This is a genomic window from Lapillicoccus sp. (assembly GCF_036559105.1).
Taxonomy (GTDB): domain Bacteria; phylum Actinomycetota; class Actinomycetes; order Actinomycetales; family Dermatophilaceae; genus Lapillicoccus.
Genome location: NZ_DATBTV010000027.1, coordinates 112,395 through 129,564 on the forward strand (window position 1 = coordinate 112,395; position 17,170 = coordinate 129,564).

Genomic DNA, 17,170 nt, shown 5'->3' on the forward strand with positions numbered 1-17,170 from the left:
CGCTCAACCGGGGCCGACTGGCCTCTCGCCGCGTTCGGCTGAGAGACTCCGCGCCATGGCTGTTCGTCCCATCGTCATCACGGGTGAGCCGGTGCTGCACCGCCCGGCCGCCCTGGTCGAGGCGTTCGACGACGGCCTCCGCCAGCTGGTCGCGGACATGTTCGACACCATGGACGCCGCGCACGGGGTCGGCCTCGCGGCGCCGCAGATCGCCGTGCCGCTGCGGCTGTTCGTCTACGAGATGGCCAACGACGACGACGTACCGGGGCGTGGCGTCGTCATCAACCCGATGCTCTCGCTCAGCCGGATCTCGACGGACCGCCCCGATCCCGACTCCGAGAGCGAAGGCTGTCTGTCCGTCCCCGGGGAGAGCTACCCCCTCAAGCGGGCCGACCAGGTCAGCGTCATCGGGTTCGACGCGGACGGCGAGGAGCTGTCCTTCCGGACGACCGGCTGGTTCGCGCGGGTGATGCAGCACGAGTTCGACCACCTCAACGGGCTGCTCTACGTGGACCGGCTCGACGACAAGCAGACCAGGCGGGCTCGCAAGACGATCCGCGCCAACGGCTGGGGCAAGGCGGGTAACAGCTGGATGCCGGGTGTCGACCGTGACCCGTTCGGCCACGACGACGACCACGAGGACGGCGACGCCTTCCTCGACGCCACGGGCCACGACGACCGGCTTGTCTGACCGGGCGGGTCCAACCGTCGTCGCCGTCGTCGGACCGACCGCGACGGGCAAGTCGGACCTGGGTCTCGCCCTCGCCGAGCGCCTCGACGGCGAGGTCGTCAACGCCGATGCGATGCAGCTCTACCGCGGCATGGACATCGGCACCGCCAAGCTGCCGCCGGCCCAACGCCGGGGGATCGTGCACCATGAGCTCGACGTGCTCGACGTCCGAGACGAGGCGAGCGTCGCCGCATACCAACGTCATTCGCGCGCCGACATCGCCGCCATCCACGCGCGTGGACACATCCCGGTCCTGGTCGGCGGCTCCGGCCTCTACCTGAGAGCGGCCCTGGACCGGCTCGAGATCCCGCCCACCGACCCGGTGGTCCGAGCGCGGCTCGAGGCGGAGCTCGCCGAGCACGGCGTCGAGGACCTGCGTCACCGGCTCAGGGCCCTCGACCCGGCGGCGGCCGAGGCGATCGAGGCGAACAACGGTCGCCGCATCGTCCGCGCGCTCGAGGTCGTCGAGATCACCGGACGACCGTTCTCCGCGACGATGCCGACCCGGGAGCACCGGCTGCCGACCGTGATGCTCGGGCTCGGGGCCGACCGCACGATCCTCGACGAGCGGATCGACCGACGGGTCCTCCGGATGTGGCAGGCGGGCCTGGTCGACGAGGTGAGAGCCCTTGTGGCGCAAGGACTTCGTGACGGACGGACGGCGTCGAAGGCGCTCGGCTACCGCCAGGCCCTCGCCCAGGTCGACGGGACGATGTCCGCCGAGGAGGCCGGGAACGACACCGCGACGGCCACCCGCCGGTATGCGCGGCGGCAGGAGTCGTGGTTCCGGGCGGACCCGCGGGTGGTCTGGCTGCCACACGACGCGCGCGACCTCCTGGACCAGGCGCTCGCCGAGGTGGCGGCGGCTGGGAGGATGCCCGCATGACCTCCGTGCCGTTCACCAAGGGCCACGGCACGCAGAACGACTTCGTGCTCGTGCCCGACCTCGACGGCAGCCGGCCGCTGACTACCGACGAGGTGCGCCTCCTCGCTGACCGCCACGCCGGCCTCGGCGGCGACGGGGTGATCCGCGTGGTCCCGACCGCACGCGCTGAGGAGGCCGAGGTCCGCGCGCAGGCGGGCGATGCCGCGTGGTTCATGGACTACCACAACGCCGACGGGTCCCCGGCCGAGATGTGCGGCAACGGTTCGCGGGTGTTCGCGGCCTACCTCCGGCGCGAGGGCCTCGTGGAGGAGGACGCGTTCCGGATCGCCACCCGGGGCGGGAGCAAGGCGGTGACGGTCACCGGTGAGCAGTACGCCGTGGACCTCGGCCCGTGGTGCGTCGTCGACCCCGAGGGGGCCCGGAGGCGCGGCTTCGACTCGACGGTCCGGTCCCGGGGTGGGACCGAGCTACCGGCCCTGAGGCTGGACCTGGGCAACCCGCATACCGTCGTCATCCTTCCGCCGGACTTCGACCTGGCCGAGCTGGACCTCACCGAGCCGCCCGCCGTCTCGCCGCACCCGGAGCACGGGACCAACGTCGAGTTCGTCCGGGCGATCGGACAGGGGCACATCGCCATGCGGGTCCACGAGCGCGGCGTGGGGGAGACCCGGTCGTGCGGTACCGGCGCGGCCGCCGCCGCCCTGGCGACCCGGTGGTGGGAGGGCGAGGCCGACGACAACACCGAGTGGACCGTGGACGTCCCGGGTGGTCGCGTCGCAGTCCGCACCCTGCCCGACGGTCACGTCGAGCTGGCCGGCCCAGCGGTCCTCGTCGCCGACGGCACGGTCACGCTGCCCGACTGACCCGCAGGACCCGGAAGCCCTTCGCGATGGCGACCCGGTCGCAGGGCATTCCCAGCGACTCCCGCAACCAGCGTTGCAGGGAGTCGGCGCCGAGGTTCTTCTGCACTACGAGGTAGGCCTCGCCCTCCTCGGTCAGGCGCGGGAGCCAGGTGCCGAGCAGGTCGTGGAGCGCCGCCTTGCCCACGCGGATCGGCGGGTTGGACCAGATGAGGTCGAACCGCACGTCTGGGGGCACCTCGTCGGGGAGGTAGCCCCAGAGGTCGCCGAGCCCGGCGGCGGCGGCGTTCGCCCGCGTGAGCTCGAGCGCCCGCTCGTTGACGTCGACGGCATACACGGTGGCGTCCGGCGAGAGCAGCCCGAGGCTGAGCGCGATCGGTCCCCAGCCGCAGCCCAGGTCGAGGAGGGCGCCCTGGGTGGGCGGCGGCGGGGCCTCGCGCAGCAGGACCTGCGTCCCGGTGTCGACGTGGTCGGGGGAGAAGACCCCACCGGCGGTGACCACGGTCAGTCGACGCCCCGCCAGGTCGACCTCGACGGTGCGGCGTTCGGCCGAGGTGGCCGGCTGCGCGGTGAAGTAGTGCTCGCCGGCCACACCCCGACGCTATCGGGCCTGACCGACCGGGTGCAGCACCGCCTCCACGACGACGTCGGCGAAACTGCTGCCGAGCCACCGCGGAACAGTTCGCAGGGGCGGCGTCATCTGGTCGAACGTCCCGGTCGCGTGCACACGGCGCAGGAGGGCGGGCAGCCCGACCTGCCCCACCACGCCACCCGGGCCGAGGAACCTGGTGGGTCCGGCACGGGGTCATGGTGCAGGTCGTGTCGCACAGGTGGTCGTGATCACGACACTGAGTGCGACATGACGTGAGACATGACGTGCGACATGAGGTGCGACATGAGGTGCGACCTGACCGGCAACCGCTGGCCTCGCGACCACGCCGACCGACACAACGGCCCTTGCGGGCACCCACCCGGGGACCCACGGCATAAAGGTTTCGCGCGAGGTGTTTCCCTCGTGTCACCCTGGAGTGACACCCCGATCCCAAGGAACTCATGACACGCCGTTCAGAACTGCTCGCCGAGCGGGCCGACGCATTGGCCGACGCGGACGCATACCGGCCGAACCGTCTCGAGGACGACCAGCTGGGGCACGACGGAGAGCAGCTGGACCGCGAGGAGCGGGCCGCGCTGCGACGGGTGTCCGGACTGTCCACCGAGCTGGAGGACGTCACCGAGGTCGAGTACCGCCAGCTGCGCCTGGAGCGCGTGGTCCTCGCCGCCGTGTGGACGGACGGCACCCTCGAGGACGCCGAGAACTCCGTCCGCGAGCTCGCCGCGCTGGCCGAGACGGCCGGCTCGGACGTGCTCGACGGAGTCATCCAGCGACGCCAGAAGCCCGACACCGCCACTTACCTCGGCAAGGGCAAGGCGCAGGAGCTGCGCGACATCGTTATCGCCGTCGGCGCCGACACGGTCGTCTGCGACGGCGAGCTGACCCCGGGTCAGCGGCGTGCGCTCGAGGACGTCGTCAAGGTGAAGGTCATCGACCGCACCGCCCTCATCCTGGACATCTTCGCCCAGCACGCCAAGAGCCGGGAGGGCAAGGCGCAGGTCGAGCTGGCCCAGCTCCAGTACCTCCTGCCGCGCCTGCGCGGCTGGGGCGAGTCGATGTCCCGACAGGCCGGCGGACAGGCGGCCGGGGGTCAGGGTATGGGGTCGCGCGGTCCCGGGGAGACGAAGATCGAGCTCGACCGCCGTCGGATCAACAGCCGCATCGCCAAGCTCAAGCGCGAGATCGCCCACATGAAGACCACGCGCGACACCAAGCGCCACAGCCGCAAGGCCAACCACGTGCCGAGCGTCGCGATCGTCGGCTACACCAACGCGGGCAAGTCCTCGCTGCTCAACCGGCTCACGGGGGCCGGCGTCCTCGTCGAGAACGCGTTGTTCGCAACCCTCGACCCGACCGTCCGCCGGGCCGAGACCGAGGACGGGATGCCGTACACGCTCTCCGACACCGTCGGCTTCGTCCGGTCCCTGCCGACCCAGCTGGTCGAGGCGTTCCGGTCCACGCTCGAGGAGGTGGCCGACGCCGACCTGCTCCTGCACGTGGTCGACGGCAGCCACCCAGACCCGGAGGGCCAGATCTCCGCGGTCCGGGGGGTCCTCAACGATCTCAGCGTGGGCGAGGTCAAGGAGGTCATCGTCGTCAACAAGGCCGACGCGGCCGACCCCGAGGTCATCGACCGGCTGATCCGCCAGGAACGGCACTCGATCGTCGTCTCGGCCCGGACCGGCCTGGGCATCGACGCCCTGGGCGACCTGGTCGCGCGGGAGATCCCGCGGCCCGACATCGAGGTCAAGGCGGTCATCCCCTACGACCGCGGCGACCTGGTCAGCAGGCTGCACCAGGAGTCCGAGGTGCTCAGCACCGAGCACCGCGAGGACGGGACCTTCGTGCACGCCAAGGTGCACCCGCCGCTGCTCGGCGACCTCGGCGCCTATCTCGTCTGAGGCGCCCCGCCGCAGGGCCAGGACCCAGGCCGCACCGAGGGCGGGCTGGCAGAGTGTGCGGCGTGACGCTCAGCCCGTTCGGCCGGCAGACCGCTCCGAGCGTGGAGCACGCGCGACTCGCCGAGTCGCCGGACCACTCCGACCCGTGGCGGCTCTGGGGCCCCTACGTCGCCGGCCGGCAGTGGGGCACCGTCCGCGAGGACTACTCCGCCGACGGTGACGCCTGGGCGTCGTTCCCGTTCGACCAGGCGCACCGACGCGCATACCGGTGGGGCGAGGACGGCATCGCCGGCCTCTGCGACCGTTACGGCTTCCTCAACCTCGCCGTGGCGATGTGGAACGGCCAGGACGACCGCCTCAAGGAGCGGCTGTTCGGGCTGACGAACCCGCAGGGCAACCACGGCGAGGACGCCAAGGAGTACTGGTGGCACCTCGATGCGACCCCTACGCACTCGTTCGCCCAGTACCTCTACCGGTACCCGCAGCAGGCCTTCCCCTACGACCAGCTCGTCGCGCAGAACGCCGAACGCACCCGGGACCAGGGCGAGCTCGAGCTGAGTGACACCGGGATCCTCGCCGACGACCGGTTCTTCGACGTCGTCGTCACGCACGCCAAGGCGGCCCCCACCGACATCGTCATGACGATCACGGCGACCAACCACGGGCCGGACCCGGCGCCACTGCACCTGGTTCCGCAGCTGTGGTTCCGCAACACCTGGGCGTGGGGGCGGGACGACCGGACCCCGACGCTCACGGTCCTGCACCGGCCTGACGTGGACGAGCAGACCCACGCCGCGGTGGTGGCCGACCACGCCACTCTCGGGCGCTACGTCCTGAGCGCCGACGGGGTGCCCGGCACCGACGGCTCGACCAGACTGCCCGAGCTCCTGCTCTGCGACAACGAGTCCGACTCGGAGAGCCTGTGGGGGGTGCCGAACCGGTCGGCCCACCCCAAGGACGCGGTCGACCGGGCCGTGGTCCGCGGTGACCGCTCGGCGCTCGCCACCGACGGGCCCGGGACCAAGGCGGCGTTCCACTACCGGTGGGACGCGGTGGCCCCGGGCGAGTCGGTCACGGTACGGCTCCGCCTGGCCGCCGGGCCGCTCGTCGACCGGCCCTTCTCCACGGTCGACGCCGTCGTCGCGGACCGCCACGCCGACGCGAACGCCTTTTACGACCTGGTGATCCCGGCGGCTGTGCCCGCCGAGGACCGCCTGACCGCCCGCCGCGCGTTCGCCGGGTTGCTGTGGAACCGACAGCTGTACCGCTACGACGTCGAGGAGTGGCTCCAGGGTGACCCGAGCTCCCCACCCCCTCCGCCGGAGCGGCTGGCGTCCGAGCCCGACGGCCGAAACACCTCGTGGCGCAACCTCGCTCTCGCCGACGTCATCTCGATGCCGGACGAGTGGGAGTACCCCTGGTTCGCCACCTGGGACCTCGCCTTCCACGCCGTTGCCCTGTCACACGTCGACCCCGCCTTCGCGAAGTCACAGCTGCTGCTGCTCTGCCGGGAATGGGCCCAGCACCCGAACGGCCAGCTCCCCGCCTACGAGTGGTCGTTCTCCGACGTGAACCCGCCCGTGCACGCGTGGGCCGCGTGGCAGGTCTACCTGCGCGACGGCGCCTGGGACACGGACTTCCTCATCCGGATCCTGACCAAGCTGGTGCTCAACGTCTCCTGGTGGGTGAACCGCAAGGACTCCGAGGGTTCCGACCTGTTCGAGGGCGGCTTCCTTGGCATGGACAACATCGGGGTCTTCGATCGGTCGAAGTCGGTGCCCACGGGCTGGCGCCTCGAGCAGTCCGACGCCACAGCGTGGATCGCGTTCCAGTGTCTGCAGATGATGCGGATCGCGCAGGAGCTGGGACGGCAGAACCACGCGTTCGACGACCTCGCGACGACGTTCCTGGAGCGCTTCCTCGGGATCGTGCGGGCGATGCGGTCGTTCGGGTCACAGGGCGTCTCGCTGTGGGACGACGAGGACGGGTTCTTCTACGACGTCCTGGTCGGGCCGCACGGCGAGACCGAGGCGATGCGCGTGCGCTCGCTGGTCGGGCTGCTGCCGCTGCTGGCCGTCGCGAACTGCCCGCCGTGGGTGCGGGAGGAGCTGACCGACTTCGACGAGTCGCTCCGGTGGCTGGAACGGCACCGCCCCGACGAGGTCGCGTCGCTGACGACGAGCCATCCGGCGGACGGCGAGGCGCTGACCTTCGCGGTCGTCGACCCGACGCGGATGACGCGGTTGCTCGAGCGGCTCCTCGACGAGGCCGAGTTCTTGTCACCGCACGGGATCCGGTCGCTCTCGGCCGCGCACCGCGACGGCCTCACCATCGACGTGGCGGGCATGAGCATGTCGATGCGCTACACCCCGGGGGAGTCCGACACCGGCCTGTTCGGCGGGAACTCGAACTGGCGCGGTCCGGTCTGGTTCCCGCTCAACGCGCTGCTCATCAATGCGCTGCACACGTACGCGGCGGGGTCGGCGGCCGGGGCGACCGTCGAGTTCCCGACGGGGTCGGGCGAGCGGCTGGGCCTGCACGACGTCGCGCAGCGGCTCGAGGACCGTCTCGTCGGCCTGTTCCGGCCGGGGCCCGACGGGCGCCGCCCCGGCGACCCGAGGGACCTGCTGCCCGGTCCGCTGTGGACCGGGAACCCCACCTTCGCCGAGTACTTCCACGGCGACACCGGGGTCGGCCTCGGGGCGACGCACCAGACCGGCTGGACCGCGTTGGTCGCCCACCTCATCTGCACGCCCCAGTCGGCCTACGACCCGGGGGAGTCACCCAGCGACGGCTGAGCCGCTCGGCAGGTGACGCCAGGCGTACGAGCAGAACGTCGTCACTGCGCAGAGCAGCAGCACCCCAACGAACAGGTGCAGGCCGACGACGCGGACCTCACCGAGGATCATCTGCAGGATCGCGCCGAGCGCCAGGGAGGCCGCGAACACCAGCGGCCATCTCGCGCCGCCGCGACGTAGGTGGACAGCGGCGAGGACGACGCAGACCGCGGCGACGACGATGACGACGATCGCGTTGAAGGAGTGGAGCTTCTCGAGCAGCTCGCTCTTGTCGCGGGCGATCAGCGACGCGCCCAACCCCGACCCGAGGCCGGCCTGAGCGACCGCGACGCAGAGCAGAACGGTCGACCAGATCTTCAGCTGCTGCGCCACGGTCGCGAGTCTAGGTCGCCGACCAACCCCGGCGGGAAGCCGCGTACGAGGGAGGCATACCGTCCACAGACGTGAGCATCCGCCTCGGTTACCAGATCCCCAACTTCTCCTACGGCGCCCCCGTGTCCGACCTCTTCCCGAGCGTCATCGCGCAGGCGCGCGAGGCGGAGGACGCCGGCTTCGACGCGGTGTTCGTGATGGACCACTTCTACCAGCTGCCCGGTATCGGGTCCCCGGACCAGCCGATGCTCGAGTCCTACTCGGCGCTGTCGGCGTTGGCCACCGCGACCTCCCGCGTCCAGCTCTCCGCGCTCGTCACCGGGAACACCTACCGGAGCCCCACGCACCTGGCGAAGGCCGTCACGACGCTCGACGTCGTCAGCGGCGGCCGCGCCGTCCTCGGGATCGGCGCCGGCTGGTACGAGCTGGAGCACCAGCAGCTCGGGTTCGAGTTCGGCACCTTCACCGACCGGTTCGAGCGGCTCGAAGAGGCGCTCTCGATCATCGCGCCGATGCTGCGCGGTGAGCGACCCAACGTCGACGGGCGTTGGTATCACGCGGAGTCGGCCATGAACGAGCCGCGGATGCGTGACGACCTCCCGATCCTCATCGGCGGCAGCGGTGAGAAGAAGACCTTCGGTCTGACGGCGCGCTACGCGAGCCACCTCAACATCATCTGCGACCCGGCCGACCTGCCGCGCAAGCTCGCCGCTCTCGACGCGCGCTGTGCCGAGGTGGGTCGCGAGCGCTCGGAGATCGAGACCAGCTTCCTGGCCTCGGCCGTGGTCGGGACCGACCGCGAGTCGGCGATGGCCGGCCTCATCGACACCATGCGGACCCGTGGCATGGACGTCGACGCGCTGGACCCGGCGCGTCGCGCGGCCATGGAGTCCCGCAGCTTCGCCGGTACGCCGGAGGAGATCGCCACCCAGATCAAGGCCCGGGTCCTGGACCAGGGGGTCGACGGGATCATCGTCAACATCATGGGCAACGGCCACGTCGAAGGTGTGGTCGCGAGCGTCGGCGAAGCGCTAACTCCGCTGGTCCACTAGGTCTTCGCGGGAACCGGGCGCGTGGTGGCCACGACGACGTGGCCGCCGCCGCGCGGTGCGGCGTCGGGCGACCGACCGAACCACCGCACGGCGATCTCGTTGGCGCCGACGTCCTCCGTGACGCGCAGACCGATTCCGGCGAGGTGGTCGGCGAGCTCGTCGGTGTCGAAGTAGGTGATCCACGGTTCGCCGAGCTGCCGCATCCGATCGGCACGAGCCTGGTGCGCGGCGCGGCTCCGGTCCGAGAGCTGGTCGACCGGGTTGGGGTAGTCGAACGCGACTCCGGCACCCGGCACGGCCGCCACCACCTGCAGCGTCGCGTCGACCGCCGCGCGGGTGAGGTACGGGACGACGCCGAGCCAGAGGAAGAACGTCGGCGCGGCGAGGTCGACCCCGCTCGCAGCGAGTCGGGTGGCCAGGTCGTCGGCCTCGAAGTCGACCGGCGCATGGACCACGCTCTGTGGGATCGGTATGCCGGCGCGTGCCAGGGTGTCGCGTTTCCACTCCTGCGTCGCCGGATGGTCGACCTCGAACACGCGAACACCGATGTCCGAGAACGGGTTCCGGTATGCGAAGGTGTCGAGGCCGGCTCCGAGCACGACCACCTGAAGGGTGCCTGCGGCCACGTGACGCGCGAGCGCGTCCTCGGCGACCCGATGCCGGACGGCGATGAAGATCCGCATGAGCGTTCGGCGCGGCGAAGCGCGGGCGTCCTCCACCACCCGGTCGGCGTCGTCACCGAGGATCCGCAGCGCGAGCGGGTCGCGGAAGATGCGACCGTCCTCGAGGACCTGGTGGGCGCCCCGGTGCCCCGCGGCGCCCCACGCCGTCCGGCTCGGTCCACCGTGCTCCATGGGACCAGTGTCGCCCGGCCGGGTGGATGGAACCTGGCTGTACGGAACGGGGGCGGCTCCGGCGCTGAGTCTGACCAGTAGCGCGGCAAGGGCCGCGCGGTCGCACGCACACCACTGAGGACGGCCGCCGCGCCGGGCTGTGGACGGGCGCGGGCGTGACACCGGCGCGGCATACGCTTTGCGGGTGGCTGCCGACCTCGACGCTCTGCTCGAGGCGGCGGTAGCCGGGGTCGGCGGCACCGAACGACCGGGCCAGGTCGAGATGGCTCACGCGGTGGCCGACGCCGTGGAGTCCGGCGAGCATCTGCTGGTGCAGGCGGGTACCGGGACCGGCAAGTCACTCGCGTACCTCGTGCCGGCCGTTCGGCACGCGATGGAGTCCGGGAAGCCGGCGGTGGTGGCTACCGCGACGCTGGCCCTGCAGGCCCAGATCGTCGACCGGGACATGCCGAGGGTCGCGGCAGCGCTGGCGCCGCTGCTCGGGCGGCGGCCGACCTACTCGCTGGTCAAGGGGCGGCGCAACTACCTGTGCGCGCACAAGCTCGAGGGCGGGTTCCCCGACGAGGACGATGCGCTGCTCGCGGTCGACCAGGTGAGCGCGACGGCGTCGCGGCTCGGCGCCGAGGTGGTGCGCCTGCGGGAGTGGTCGGACACGACGGAGTCGGGGGACCGCGACGAGCTGGTCCCCGGCGTGAGCGACCGGGCCTGGCGGCAGGTGTCGGTCTCGGCGCACGAGTGCTTGGGCGGGAAGTGCCCGGTCATCGCCGAGTGCTTCGTGGAGCGGTCGCGGGAGGCCGCCAAGGACGTCGACGTCGTCGTGACGAACCACTCGTTCATGGCCATCGACGCCTTCGAGAACCGACAGATGCTCCCCGAGCACGACGTTCTCGTCATCGACGAGGCGCACGAGCTGGTCGACCGCGTGACGGCGACGATCACCGACGAGGTCAGCAGCGGGATGGTGACCAGTGCGGCGCGGAAGGCGGCCAAGCTGGCCGACGGTACGGACGAGGTGACCGACGCGGCGAACCTGCTCGAAGGGGTGCTCGCCGAGGTCGAGGAGGGGCGTATCGACTCGCTGTCCGACGGGTTGGTCCTGGCGCTCACCCGGGTGCGGGACACGACCAGGGCGGTCCAGTCGGAGCTGAAGCCGGCGCCGGGGGAGCCAGCCGACGGGTCACGTCAGGTGGCCCGGGCGGGCATCGACGAGATGTACGAGAACGCGGCCCGGATCCTCGAACGGCGCGAGCTGGACGTGCTCTGGCTGCGGCGCGACCCTCGGCGCGGGCCGGTGCTCAACGTGGCGCCGATGAGCGTGGCGATGCTGGTGCGCGACCGGGTGTTCGCCGAGCGGACCTGCGTCCTGACGTCCGCGACGCTGGAGCTGGGCGGCTCGTTCGACGCCGTGGCGGGGACCATCGGGCTGCGGGGCGAGGGCGCACCCGACTGGCGCGGGATCGACGTGGGGAGCCCGTTCGACTACCAGCGTCAGGCCATCGTCTACGTCGCGCGCGACCTCCCGGCTCCCGGCCGTGACGGGACGTCGCCGAAGGTGCTCGACGAGATCGAGGCCCTGGTCCGGGCGGCCGGGGGTCGAACCCTCGGGCTCTTCTCGTCGACCCGAGCGGCGCAGAGCGCGGCCGAGCAGCTGCGGGCACGGTTCTCCTCGGACGGCACCGCGATCCCGATCCTCTGCCAGGGCGAGGACCAGATCTCGACACTGGTGCGGCAGTTCGCTCGAGAGCCGGCGACCTGCCTCTTCGGCACGCTGACGCTGTGGCAGGGGGTCGACGTGCCGGGTTCGTCGTGCCAGCTCGTCGTCATCGACCGGATCCCGTTTCCGCGCCCGGACGACCCCCTCGCGTCGGCGCGGTCGGAGGCGATCGCGCGGATGGGCGGGAACGGCTTCATGGCGGTCTCCGCGACCCATGCGGCGCTGCGGCTGGCGCAGGGTTCGGGACGGCTCGTACGGCGGTCCGACGACCGCGGCGTGGTCGCTATCCTCGACTCCCGGATGGTCAGCGCCCGGTATGCCACCTTCCTCCAGCGCTCGCTGCCCCCCTTCTGGCCCACAACGGACCGCGAGCTGGTGCTCGCGGCCCTGACGCGGCTCGACGAGGTGGCCCCGCCGCCGATGCCGGTGACGGACCCGGCGCTCCGTGGGCTGGTCGGCGCGTTGGAGGGCGCGGCGGTGGGCGGCGACGCGCTCGAACCCGGCGTCGACCACCGTCCGGTGGCCGGGCCTCCGCCGGTACCCCCATCGCCCCGGACGGCCGTCACGGTGGGGCACGCGTGGACCTCGAGCCAGGACGAGGCGCTCCGGGACGCGGCCGAGGCGGGGGTCGACCTGGACGACGTCGTCGACCAGCTCGAGCTCCCCGTCGACGCCATCCAGGCGCGGCTGGGTCAGCTGGGTCTGACGCTTGCGGAGTCCGACGAGGCCGAGGCCGCCGACGAAGGGCTGCCGACGCTCTTCCCGTGAGCGCGGCGCTACCAGGCGAGGACGCCTCCGACTCGTCCCGTCGCAGGTCAGCTCGCAGCTACTGCCGCGATCACGACCGCACGCGCGACATGGCCCGCGACATGGCCCGCGACATGGCCCGCGAGATGACCGCCCTGCGCGCCAACCGTGGCCGCCCGCATGGCACAGCGGCCGGTTACCCACGCCGAGAGGCCAACCTCGGCCGTTCTGGGGCCCCGGATAGCCGCCGAAGCCGGCCTCTCGGCGGCTCGGGGAGGTGGCGAAAGGGCCTTGTCGTCCGATCGTGACAGGGTGGGCCTGTGAGCTCGCCCCCGACGGCCGTCCTGGTCCGTGGACCCGAGGAGCTGCTGGCCGAGCGGGCGGTCTCGGCGACGCTGCGAGACCTGCGGGAGACCGCACCCGACCTCGAGGTGATCCGCCTCGCCGCGGCCGGGTACCAGCCGGGCGAGCTGGCGACGCATACCAGCCCGTCGCTCTTCGGCGGCGACAAGGCGGTCGTGGTCGAGCACCTCGACGAGGCCACCGACGACCTCATCGAGGACCTGACCGACTACCTCCAGCTGCCCGCCGACGACGTCACCCTGATCGTCACCCACTCGGGCGCCCAGCGGGGCAAGCGCGCTCTCGACGCGCTGGCCAAGCAGAAGGCCAGGGTCATCGAGTGCCCCGCGATCAAGACCGACCGCGACAAGACCGACTTCGTCGTCAACGAGTTCCGCCGGCAGGGCCGCAAGGCCACCCCGGAGGCCGTGCGCGCCCTCGTCGAGGCGCTGGGCCGCGACGCGCGCGAGCTCGCCTCGGCGGTGACCCAGCTCGTCGAGGACACCGACGGCGTGGTCGACGACCGGCTCGTCGAGGTCTACCACGGTGGCAAGGTCGAGGCGACCGGCTTCCGGGTCGCCGACGCCGCGGTAGCCGGCCAGACGGGGGAGGCGTTGCGGCTCCTGCGGCACGCCATCGCGACGGGCGTCGACCCGGTCCCGATCGTCGCGGTCCTCGCCTCGCAGCTGCGCCAGCTGGTCAAGGTCGGGTCGGCCGGCCGCGGCGGCTCGCAGCAGCTGTCCAAGCAGCTCGGGATGGCGCCCTGGCAGATCGACAAGGCTCGCCGGCAGCTGGGGCACTGGACCGCCGAGGGGCTCGGCCGGGCCATCCAGGCCGTCGCGGCCGCGGACGTCGAGGTCAAGGGCGGGGGCCGCGACCCGGTGTTCGCCGTCGAGCGGGCGGTCCTCACGATCACGTCGGCCCGTCGCGACGGCTGACGTTTTGGGGGCCGACCCCCTCCGCTGGTAGATTCATGAGTTGCGTGCGCGCCTGGCGGTGTGCTTGTCGTCGTGCGCACGACTCGTGTCTCGGCGCTCCGCGCCTGCCGCCCTCTAACGGCAACACACTTCCGACCAAGAAAGCACTCACGTACGTGGCGAACATCAAGCAGCAGCTCAAGCGCATCAAGACCAACGAGAAGGCCACCGAGCGCAACAAGGCGGTCAAGAGCGAGCTTCGCACCTGGATCCGCAAGTTCCGCGAGGCGGCCGACTCCGGCGACAAGACCGCCGCTCAGGACGCCCTGAAGACAGCGTCGACCAAGCTCGACAAGGCCGTCTCGAAGGGCGTCATCCACGAGAACCAGGCCGCCAACAAGAAGTCGGCCATGGCCAAGAAGGCCGCGACCCTCTGAGGACCGCTCAGCCGGCATACGACAGGGCCCGTCACACTCTCCCGAGGTGACGGGCCCTTTCTCGTATGCCTGTCGTATGCCCGGCGGCTAGTGCACCTGCCGGATCGCCGACGCCACCTCCTCGAACCGCTCCCGGGCCAGCACCGAGCCCTCGCGACGGATCGCCTCCGGGTCGACCCGGATGAGCCGGTTGACCCGCACCTCGCTGGGGCGGCCGCTCCGGTCCCAGCCGCCGGAGCCGATATCGACCCACTCCCGGCCCGCGGCGTGCTGGCGGCGCGCGTCGTGGTCGTGGTCCTTGCTCGTCAGCATGACGCCCAGGAGCCAGTCACCATCGCTGCCGACGAGGAGCACCGGCCGGTCCTTGCCGACCGAGTTGTCCTCCTCGAACGGCACCCAGGTCCAGACGATCTCGCCGGGGTCGGGCTGACCGTCCGGCTTCGGCGCATACGCGACAGCCGGTATGCCGCGGAAGTCACCGGGGTAGCGTCGATGGCCCTCGGGAGGAGGTGAGCCTCGGTCACCCCCAGGTCGACTGGTCGGCGCCGGGGGCCGCGGCGCAGTGGGCCGCGAAGGTGCGGACGCGCTGCTGCCGCGCAGCAGCCGGCCCACAGCCGCGCGGAACCGGTCGATCGTTCGCTCTGCCACGGCCCGACCCTAGCCGCCTGCGTCGTCAGACCAGCCAGCCGCGACGCCCCCGGAGGAACTCGAGGAACAGGTGCGCCATGAGCAGCTGGTGACGCCGCAACGCCGGCGTGCACCCCGGCGGCGGCTCGTCGCGGTACCCGCCGAGCATGTACGCGGCGATGGTGGCCACGTAGGCGTCGACCGAGTCGGGGTCGACAGCGCGGGTGAGCGGGGACGACGCCAGCAGCGCATCGGTGTCGACCCCCTGCGCCGCCATGAGCGGGAGCAGCCCGACCCAGTCGACCCACGCCGCGGCCGCGCCGACCCAGTTCCAGTCGACCACGGTCGCGACCGCCGGTTCGTCGACCGACACCAGGAGGTTGTCCGGCCGGAGATCGCCGTGGCAGAGCGTGTCGCCGTCGAACCGCCCCTCGGCGCTCAGCACCAGCTCGGCGACCCGCGCCTGGTGTCCGGGCAGCCACCGGGGCAGCTCCGGGCCGTCGACGAACGAGCCGTCGGCGAGTGTCCGTGCCACCGCGAGGATCTCGGTGTCGGTCGACAGGGCACGACCCAGCGCCGGGTCGCCGACCGTGCAGGGCGTGCCCACGTCGGCCATCACCAGGCAGGCCCGGTGCACAGCCTCGACCTCGGCCGGCGTCCACGGCTGACCGGGCATCCGGCCCTCGACGACCCCGAGGACCAGCAGGCTCCACCCGTCCACCGACGCGAACCCGAGGATCGTGGGGGCCGGAACCCCACGCGGCAGCGCCGCAAGCACGACCGCCTCCTGCTCCAGCGCCCCGACGACGTGCGGCTGGTCCGGGGCGCCCGCCTTGACGAAGACCCTGCTGCCGCCGGCGAGGGTCACGGTCCCCGCGTACGCGCCGGTGAACCCGCTGCCGACCGGCGCGCTCGCGCTGACCACGGCATCTCCGGCGAGCCGCGTGACCACGTCGCGGACCGCTCCCGGGAGCTGCGACCACGCTGGGCGCCGGGACGTGTCGGTGTAGTTGACCGAGGGGGCCGGCGGCAACGTCATTCGACGAGTGTCGGGCCACGGGAAGGTCCGAGGCACGCCGTTTGTTGGGCCTAGCACTGCCCCTGGTCAGCGCGGACCTTTGCCGCTCACCCGAACGCGACCGAAGAGAACCATGACCGACACGCTGACTCCCGCCCAGATCGCCGCCACCACTGCCACCACCGCCACCGCCCGCCCGACGCGCGCGGGCCGCGCCCTTTTCGCCCTGGCGGTCGGCGGGTTCGCCATCGGGACGACCGAGTTCGTCACCATGGGCCTGCTGCCCGAGGTCGCCGCCGGTACCGGGACCGACATCCCCACGGCCGGCCACTACGTCTCCGCCTACGCACTCGGTGTCGTCATCGGCGCCCCGCTCATCGCCGTGCTGGCGGCCCGGATGCGCCGCAAGACGGTCCTCATCGGGCTGATGGTGTGGTTCGCCGTCGCGAACGCCGCCTCCGGCTTCGTCTCGGAGTACGGCTGGCTGATGCTTACGCGCTTCCTGTCGGGGTTCCCGCACGGCGCGTTCTTCGGCATCGGCTCGCTGGTCGCCGCGTCGATGGTTCCCAAGGAGCGCCGCACCTGGGCGGTCGCGATGATGCTCATCGGCCTCGGTGCGGCCAACGTCGTCGGCGTGCCGCTGACGACGATGCTGGGCCAGCACGTCGGATGGCAGGCGCCCTACTGGGTCGTCGGCGGCATCGGCGTCCTCACGGTTCTCGCGCTCTGGGCCTGGGTGCCGTGGCAGCCCCTCGACGGTGCCGCCTCGATGCGCGGGGAGCTGACCGCGCTCACCCGGCTCCAGGTGTGGCTCGCCCTGCTCATCGGGGTGGTCGGGTTCGGCGGGATGTTCGCGACGTACTCCTACATCGCGCCCACGATGACCGAGCTGTCGAGGTTCCCCGCGGCGTTCGTGCCCATCGTGCTCGCGATCTACGGCGTCGGGATGGTCAGCGGCATGCTGGTCTCCGGCCGGGTCGCCCATCTGGGTGTGCTCCGCGGGATCATCGTCTCGCTGAGTGCGATCGCGGTGATGCTGGCCATCTTCGGCTCGCTCGCCCACATCCAGGGGCTGGCCCTGGTGATGGTGTTCGCGCTGGGGTTCCTGCCGTCGATCCTCGTCCCGCTGCTGCAGACCCGGCTCATGGACGTCGCCCAGGACGGCCAGTCGCTGGCCGCCGCGCTGAACCACTCCACGCTCAACGTCGCCAATGCGCTCGGCGCGTGGCTGGGCAGCGTCGTGCTGGCGGCGGGTCTCGGGTACGAGTGGCCCAGCCGGGTCGGCGCGATCCTCGCCGTGGC

16 protein-coding genes are annotated in these 17,170 nt (G+C 71.9%); 10 read left to right on the top strand and 6 right to left on the bottom strand.

The genetic code is table 11. The annotated features are described in order from the left end of the window. Window positions 1-55: 55 nt before the first annotated feature. Genes def through dapF form a run of 3 tightly spaced genes read left to right on the top strand, consistent with a single transcriptional unit; the run spans window position 56 to window position 2,479 of the window. Entirely contained in the window at window positions 56-691 is a 636-nt protein-coding gene (gene def, locus VIG79_RS04150) for a peptide deformylase (RefSeq protein ID WP_331882497.1), read from the top strand. After that, on the top strand, window positions 684-1,616 hold the full coding sequence (gene miaA / locus VIG79_RS04155; RefSeq protein ID WP_331882499.1) for a tRNA (adenosine(37)-N6)-dimethylallyltransferase MiaA: 933 nt from the start codon (window positions 684-686) through the stop codon (window positions 1,614-1,616). Before def ends, miaA begins: the two co-directional genes overlap by 8 nt. Continuing rightward, a complete protein-coding gene (gene dapF / locus VIG79_RS04160; protein WP_331882501.1) occupies window positions 1,613-2,479 on the top strand; it encodes a diaminopimelate epimerase in 867 nt (288 codons plus the stop codon). The genes miaA and dapF overlap by 4 nt, the downstream gene beginning before the upstream one ends. Here the strand turns inward: dapF and VIG79_RS04165 are convergent. Both VIG79_RS04165 and VIG79_RS04170 read right to left on the bottom strand, forming a co-directional pair. Continuing rightward, window positions 2,463-3,068, bottom strand: a complete 606-nt coding sequence (locus tag VIG79_RS04165; protein WP_331882504.1) for a class I SAM-dependent methyltransferase — start codon at window positions 3,066-3,068, stop codon at window positions 2,463-2,465. The genes dapF and VIG79_RS04165 overlap by 17 nt on opposite strands. 9 nt (window positions 3,069-3,077) lie before the next feature. Continuing rightward, window positions 3,078-3,242 carry a hypothetical protein gene (locus tag VIG79_RS04170; protein WP_331882507.1) on the bottom strand — a complete coding sequence of 55 codons (165 nt, stop codon included), beginning with the start codon at window positions 3,240-3,242 and terminating at the stop codon, window positions 3,078-3,080. 287 nt (window positions 3,243-3,529) lie between these two features. Here VIG79_RS04170 and hflX point away from each other — a divergent pair, with 287 nt between their 5' ends. Then, complete coding sequence (gene hflX / locus VIG79_RS04175) at window positions 3,530-4,990, top strand: GTPase HflX (RefSeq protein WP_331882510.1); 1,461 nt, start codon at window positions 3,530-3,532, stop codon at window positions 4,988-4,990. A 62-nt stretch (window positions 4,991-5,052) separates the two neighbouring features. Further along, on the top strand, window positions 5,053-7,788 hold the full coding sequence (locus VIG79_RS04180; protein ID WP_331882512.1) for an MGH1-like glycoside hydrolase domain-containing protein: 2,736 nt from the start codon (window positions 5,053-5,055) through the stop codon (window positions 7,786-7,788). Here VIG79_RS04180 and VIG79_RS04185 read toward each other — a convergent pair. Continuing rightward, window positions 7,771-8,160, bottom strand: a complete 390-nt coding sequence (locus VIG79_RS04185; RefSeq protein ID WP_331882515.1) for a hypothetical protein — start codon at window positions 8,158-8,160, stop codon at window positions 7,771-7,773. The genes VIG79_RS04180 and VIG79_RS04185 overlap by 18 nt on opposite strands. Before the next feature lie 71 nt (window positions 8,161-8,231). Between VIG79_RS04185 and VIG79_RS04190 the strand changes: the two genes are divergently transcribed. Beyond that, a complete protein-coding gene (locus VIG79_RS04190) occupies window positions 8,232-9,212 on the top strand; it encodes an LLM class F420-dependent oxidoreductase (protein ID WP_331882517.1) in 981 nt (326 codons plus the stop codon). Here the strand turns inward: VIG79_RS04190 and VIG79_RS04195 are convergent. Beyond that, a complete protein-coding gene (locus VIG79_RS04195; protein WP_331882519.1) occupies window positions 9,209-10,066 on the bottom strand; it encodes an SAM-dependent methyltransferase in 858 nt (285 codons plus the stop codon). The genes VIG79_RS04190 and VIG79_RS04195 overlap by 4 nt on opposite strands. A gap of 178 nt (window positions 10,067-10,244) precedes the next feature. Between VIG79_RS04195 and VIG79_RS04200 the strand changes: the two genes are divergently transcribed. The 3 genes from VIG79_RS04200 to rpsT all read left to right on the top strand — a co-directional run bounded on the left by VIG79_RS04200 (window position 10,245) and on the right by rpsT (window position 14,223). Beyond that, window positions 10,245-12,548 carry an ATP-dependent DNA helicase gene (locus tag VIG79_RS04200; RefSeq protein WP_331882521.1) on the top strand — a complete coding sequence of 768 codons (2,304 nt, stop codon included), beginning with the start codon at window positions 10,245-10,247 and terminating at the stop codon, window positions 12,546-12,548. 299 nt (window positions 12,549-12,847) lie between these two features. Continuing rightward, complete coding sequence (holA, locus tag VIG79_RS04205) at window positions 12,848-13,807, top strand: DNA polymerase III subunit delta (protein ID WP_331882523.1); 960 nt, start codon at window positions 12,848-12,850, stop codon at window positions 13,805-13,807. Window positions 13,808-13,962: 155 nt separating this feature from the next. Continuing rightward, the gene (gene rpsT, locus VIG79_RS04210; RefSeq protein ID WP_331882525.1) at window positions 13,963-14,223 is read left to right on the top strand and encodes a 30S ribosomal protein S20; all 261 of its coding nucleotides are present in this window, start codon (window positions 13,963-13,965) and stop codon (window positions 14,221-14,223) included. Window positions 14,224-14,310: 87 nt separating this feature from the next. Here the strand turns inward: rpsT and VIG79_RS04215 are convergent, their stop codons facing one another. Further along, complete coding sequence (locus VIG79_RS04215; protein WP_331882527.1) at window positions 14,311-14,871, bottom strand: type II toxin-antitoxin system PemK/MazF family toxin; 561 nt, start codon at window positions 14,869-14,871, stop codon at window positions 14,311-14,313. Window positions 14,872-14,896: 25 nt separating this feature from the next. After that, window positions 14,897-15,889: a phosphotransferase family protein gene (locus tag VIG79_RS04220; protein ID WP_331882529.1), complete on the bottom strand. Its 993-nt coding sequence runs from the start codon at window positions 15,887-15,889 to the stop codon at window positions 14,897-14,899. 112 nt (window positions 15,890-16,001) lie between these two features. On the opposite strand from VIG79_RS04220, the gene VIG79_RS04225 reads away from it, so the two are divergent. Next, window positions 16,002-17,170: MFS transporter (locus tag VIG79_RS04225; protein WP_331882531.1), on the top strand; the 1,169-nt coding region annotated here is incomplete at its 3' end.

Excerpts from the sequence above, each read along its gene's own strand:
- def (WP_331882497.1), top strand. The coding sequence starts at position 56 with ATGGCTGTTCGTCCCATCGTCATCACGGGTGAGCCGGTGCTGCACCGC.
- dapF (WP_331882501.1), top strand. The coding sequence starts at position 1,613 with ATGACCTCCGTGCCGTTCACCAAGGGCCACGGCACGCAGAACGACTTC.
- hflX (WP_331882510.1), top strand. The coding sequence starts at position 3,530 with ATGACACGCCGTTCAGAACTGCTCGCCGAGCGGGCCGACGCATTGGCC.
- VIG79_RS04195 (WP_331882519.1), bottom strand. The coding sequence starts at position 10,066 with ATGGAGCACGGTGGACCGAGCCGGACGGCGTGGGGCGCCGCGGGGCAC.
- VIG79_RS04220 (WP_331882529.1), bottom strand. The coding sequence starts at position 15,889 with ATGACGTTGCCGCCGGCCCCCTCGGTCAACTACACCGACACGTCCCGG.